The sequence below is a fragment of the Azospirillum sp. B506 genome (assembly GCF_000333595.1).
Classification (GTDB): Bacteria; Pseudomonadota; Alphaproteobacteria; order Azospirillales; family Azospirillaceae; genus Azospirillum.
Genome location: NZ_BADK01001076.1, coordinates 1 through 4,490, shown reverse-complemented (window position 1 = coordinate 4,490; position 4,490 = coordinate 1). Strand labels below are relative to the sequence as shown.

General features: G+C 67.8%; 3 protein-coding genes. 1 reads left to right on the top strand and 2 read right to left on the bottom strand.

Annotated elements, in window-relative coordinates; translation table 11 throughout:
- Positions 1–96 precede the first annotated feature (96 nt).
- Entirely contained in the window at positions 97–2,742 is a 2,646-nt protein-coding gene (locus I71_RS33210; protein WP_042704360.1) for a glycosyltransferase, read from the bottom strand.
- Between the two features lie 188 nt (positions 2,743–2,930).
- Here I71_RS33210 and I71_RS33205 point away from each other — a divergent pair, with 188 nt between their 5' ends.
- Positions 2,931–3,146, top strand: a complete 216-nt coding sequence (locus tag I71_RS33205; RefSeq protein WP_042704358.1) for a hypothetical protein — start codon at positions 2,931–2,933, stop codon at positions 3,144–3,146.
- 51 nt (positions 3,147–3,197) lie between these two features.
- Here the strand turns inward: I71_RS33205 and gcvPB are convergent.
- On the bottom strand, positions 3,198–4,490 hold a 1,293-nt coding region (gene gcvPB / locus I71_RS33200), incomplete at its 5' end, for an aminomethyl-transferring glycine dehydrogenase subunit GcvPB (RefSeq protein WP_042704357.1).

Sequence of the window (4,490 nt, the reverse complement as noted above, 5' to 3'; positions counted from 1 at the left end):
CCCTTGGTGAGAAAGCGACTATACCCCCAAAAAGTCGGCCCCTCCCCCGCCGTTCAGGCGAGAGAGGGGCCGCATCTTGCATGAGGCGACGGAGAGTCAGGCGGCGATCGGCTGGTTCGCCCCCTGCTCCTGGCCGGCCGGCTTGGCCGGCTGGGCGACGGGAACCGGTGCCGGCTTGGCCTCGCGGACCGGAAGCATGTCGCCGATGCCGAAGGCGACCGCCATCAGATTCGGCACCGCCATGGCGGCGAGCAGGACCGACCACAGCTCCAGCGACAGGGTGCCCAGCGGGTTGACCAGCGCGGCGGTGGCGGATGAGGCGACCAGGGCAGCGGACAACCAGGCCTCCGGCTTGGCGCAGAAGCGGCCGGCGGTGCGCTTGCCACCCTTGGCAGTCACCCGGAAGGCATCATGCTTGCGGACAAGACCACGGACGACGGCAAGGGCGACCGTGGTGGACAGCGCCATGCCGACGGCGCAGGCGCCCAGGCTTTCCCTCCAGCTGTTGCCCGAGGCATAGCGCGAGGCCAGCAGGCTGGAAGCGGCACGCAGGACCAGGGCACCCAGGACAGCGGCGGTGGCGGCCACCGGCGGCAGGTGCAACGGCAGAACCAGAGAAGCGAAGGTCCAGACTACGGCGGCGGCGGCGGCGAACAGGCCGACCGCGTCGGACCACCAGCGGATCCAGTTGGTGACGTAGCCCAGCTTCTGCCGCGCATTCAGCTCGGCGGCCCCCGGCAGGAACTTCTTCCAGTGGGCGCGGACGATCTGGGTCGAGCCGAACACCCAGCGGTCACGCTGCTTGCGGAACTGCATGAAGTTGTCCGGAGCCAGACCGGCGCCGAGCCGCTCGTCGGTGTAGGCGGCGCGGTAGCCGGCCGACAGGATGCGCAGACCCAGTTCGGTATCCTCGCAGATGCCGGCTTCCGACCAGCCGCCGACCTGCTCCATCGCCGACCGGCGCAGCATGATCATCGTGCCGTGGCAGATGAAGGCCTGGGACGACACGCCCTCCTGCATGCCGACATCGAAGAAGGGACGATACTCAGCAGTCATCGCGGCCTTCAGCGCCGTCTCTTGGCCATCGCGGTGTTCCTGCGGCGCCTGGACGATGCCGACCGACGCATCGGCCAATGTCGGGGCCAGCTTCGACAGCCAGTCGGGCGACACGGTGTAATCGGCGTCCAGCACGGCGACGATCTCGGCGGCCGGGTCGGTGTGGCGCAGCGCAGCGTTCAGGGCGCCGGCCTTGAAGCCGGAAATCTTCTTGTACCAGTGGAACTTGAACTTGCGCCCCAGCGCCTGGCACATCTCCTCCACCGGGCGGACCAGATGCTCCTCCTCGGTGTTGTTGATCAGGACGACGACCTCGTAGTTCGGGTAATCGAGACGTGACAGCGAGGCCAGCGTGGCATTCAGAACGTCCGGCTGCTCACGGCAGGCGGCGACATGGATCGAGACCATCGGCTTGTGGTCGTTGCTGGGCACGGCATGCGGCAGCAGGGCCGGGGCACGGCCGGTCAGCAGCCGGCGGGCGACGTCCACCAGATCGGCGAAGGCGACGCTCATCATCAGGGTGCCCAACGCGAAGGCGGAACCCCAGGTGGTGACCGCTCCGAAGGTCAGATACTCGGAGAAGGCGCCGGCGACGGCCGAGCCGATGGCAAAGCCGATGATGTTGGCGCCCAGCGAGGCGGCGAGCGCGAAGCCGGCATTGGTCCGACGGCGGAAGACGGCGAAGGCCGACAGGGCAAGGCCGACGGCGATGGCGACGCCCGCACCCACCCGCTCGCCATAGGGAGCGGCGACGGCACCGGTCATCGCCCATTTCGGCTGACGATCTGCATCCAGCACGCCCCAAGTCGGGCCGGGCGAGCCTTCGATGGTGGATTTCCAGATGCCGTCGAAGGCTTCGACGACGTTGTAATGCAGGCCGAGCGCGTTGGCTTCCGCCGCGAACCCACGGACGACGGCGGCCTGGGCCTCCGGCGTCGGATAGGCGTCGTGGAAGTTCTCGCCGCCCGACGGCCAGCCGACCTCGCCGACAAACAGCGCTTTGCCGGGATGCGCCTTGCGCACGGTGTCGAGCCGGTCGCGGATCCAGGTCAGCGCATCGGCCACCGGCACGCCTTCCCAGTAGGGCAGGACGTGGACACCCATGAAGTCGGACGCCTTCACCGTGGCGTCGGCCTTGACCATCTCCGACCACACGTCGGCGGTGCCGACCTTGATGTTGGCCGGGACGGCGGCGCGCACGCGCTTGATGTAGGAGGCCAGCTCGGCATCGGTCAGCTCGGCGCGCAGCAGCGTCTCGTTGCCGACGACGATGCGCTTGATGCCGCGGAATTCCTTGGCGAGCGCGATGCCGTGCAGCACCTCGCGCTCGTTCCGGGACTTGTCCTTGCTCAGCCAGATGCCGAGCGTGACGTCCAGCCCCTTGGACACCGCGATCTCCGGCACCTCGCCCTGCGAGCCGAGCGTCGAGTAGGTCCGCACGCCGTCGGCAAAGCCGGCGATGGCGGTCATGTCCCGCTCGATGTCCTTGCGCGGCACCACCGGCTGGTGGTTGGGATCGTAATTGCGGCCCGAGGGCGAATAGGACACGGATTCGATGCGACCGGGCTCCGCCTCCACCGCCGTCGGCGCGTTGCGCCAGGACCAGAAGGACGCTTGGCCGGCGGTCACGGCCAGCACGGCGGCGGCCATGGCGGCGCGCCGGATCGAGGTCTTCGGGTTGCTCATGGGGAGTTCGCGTGCCCTGTTGCAGGGTGGCCGTGCGCCACCGGACATCCGCACAAACGGGCAAACCCACTTCCCTATTCCGCCGCTTCCAAAAATTTTTTGTGCAGTGCGGAGAGCGGAACCCCGGCCGGCGGCTCCTGTTGGACAACGTCCGGTTTCTCAATGCTCAAGCCACAGGAGAACGCCCCATGGCCACCCGTCACGAAGACAGCCCCGAACACAAGAAGGCCCATGATCTGGCCGAACAGGCGCTGGACAAGGCTGCCGACGGCGACGCCCGCAAGGCGCGGGACCTGATCGAGGAAGCCAAAAGCATCGATCCCAAGATCGGCAAGGAAATGGCCCGCGAGGCCGCCGAGGACCAGAAGAAGGCCGACAGGTACGTGGGCAAAAACGACAAGTGACAAAGAGAAACTCCCCCTCCCGTGTGGGGAGGGGGAGTTTCAGGTCCATCCTTACTCCGCCGCCAGAGCCTCCGCCGACACCGGCGGGGTCCAGCGCAGAACAGGCTTGCGGGCGGCGGCCGTCTCGTCCAGGCGACGGCGCGGCGTCAGACGCGGAGCGGCCTGGAAATAGGCAACGTCGCCCGACTTTGCCCGTTCAGCCAGCGCACGCAGCGCATCGACGAACTGGTCGAGGCTGGCCTTGCTTTCCGTCTCGGTCGGCTCGATCAGCAGGGCACCATGGACGACCAGCGGGAAATACATGGTCATCGGGTGGAAGCCCTCGTCGATCAGAGCCTTCGCCACGTCGAGCGTGGTGACCCCCGTCCCCTTCAGGAACCGGTCGTCGAACAGGCACTCGTGCATGCAAGGGCCCTCGAAGGAGGCCGTCATCACGTCCTCCAACCGCGCCATCACATAGTTGGCGTTCAACACTGCGTCGCCCGACGCCTGCCACAGCCCGTCGGCACCGTGGCTCAGCATGTAGGACAGCGCACGGACGAACATGCCCATCTGGCCGTGGAAGGCCTTCATGCGGCCGAAGGCCTGGCCGTCGCCGACAGTCTCGACCAGCGCGAAACCGCCCTTGCCATGGGTGACGTAAGGCACCGGGATGTAGGGCGCCAGCGACTCCGCGAACACCACCGGCCCCGACCCCGGACCGCCGCCGCCATGCGGGGTGGAAAAGGTTTTGTGCAGGTTGATGTGCATGACGTCGACGCCGAGGTCGGCCGGACGCACCCGCCCGACGATCGCGTTGAAGTTGGCGCCGTCGCAGTAGAAATAACCACCCGCCGCATGCACCGCCTCGGCGATCTCGACGATGTCGCGTTCGAACAGGCCGCAGGTGTTGGGGTTGGTCAGCATCAGGCCGGCGACATCGGGACCGAGCTTGGCCTTCAGCGCCGCCAGATCGACGCGGCCGTCGGCGGTCGCCGGGATGGCATCGACGCTGTAGCCGCAGGCGGCGGCGGTCGCCGGGTTGGTGCCGTGGGCGCTTTCAGGCACCAGGATCTTGGTGCGGCCGCTATCGCCCTTCGCCTCATGCGCGGCGCGGATCGCCATGATGCCGCACATCTCGCCATGGGCGCCGGCGGCCGGCGCCAGCGTCACGGCGGCCATGCCGGTCAGCGTCTTCAGCCAGTAGGCCAGCTGGTCCATCAACTCCAGCGCACCCTGCACCGTGCTGACCGGCTGCAGCGGATGCACGTCGGAGAAGCCCGGGAGCCGCGCCATCTTCTCGTTCAGGCGCGGGTTGTGCTTCATCGTGCAGGAGCCGAGCGGATAAAACCCGCTGTCGATGGC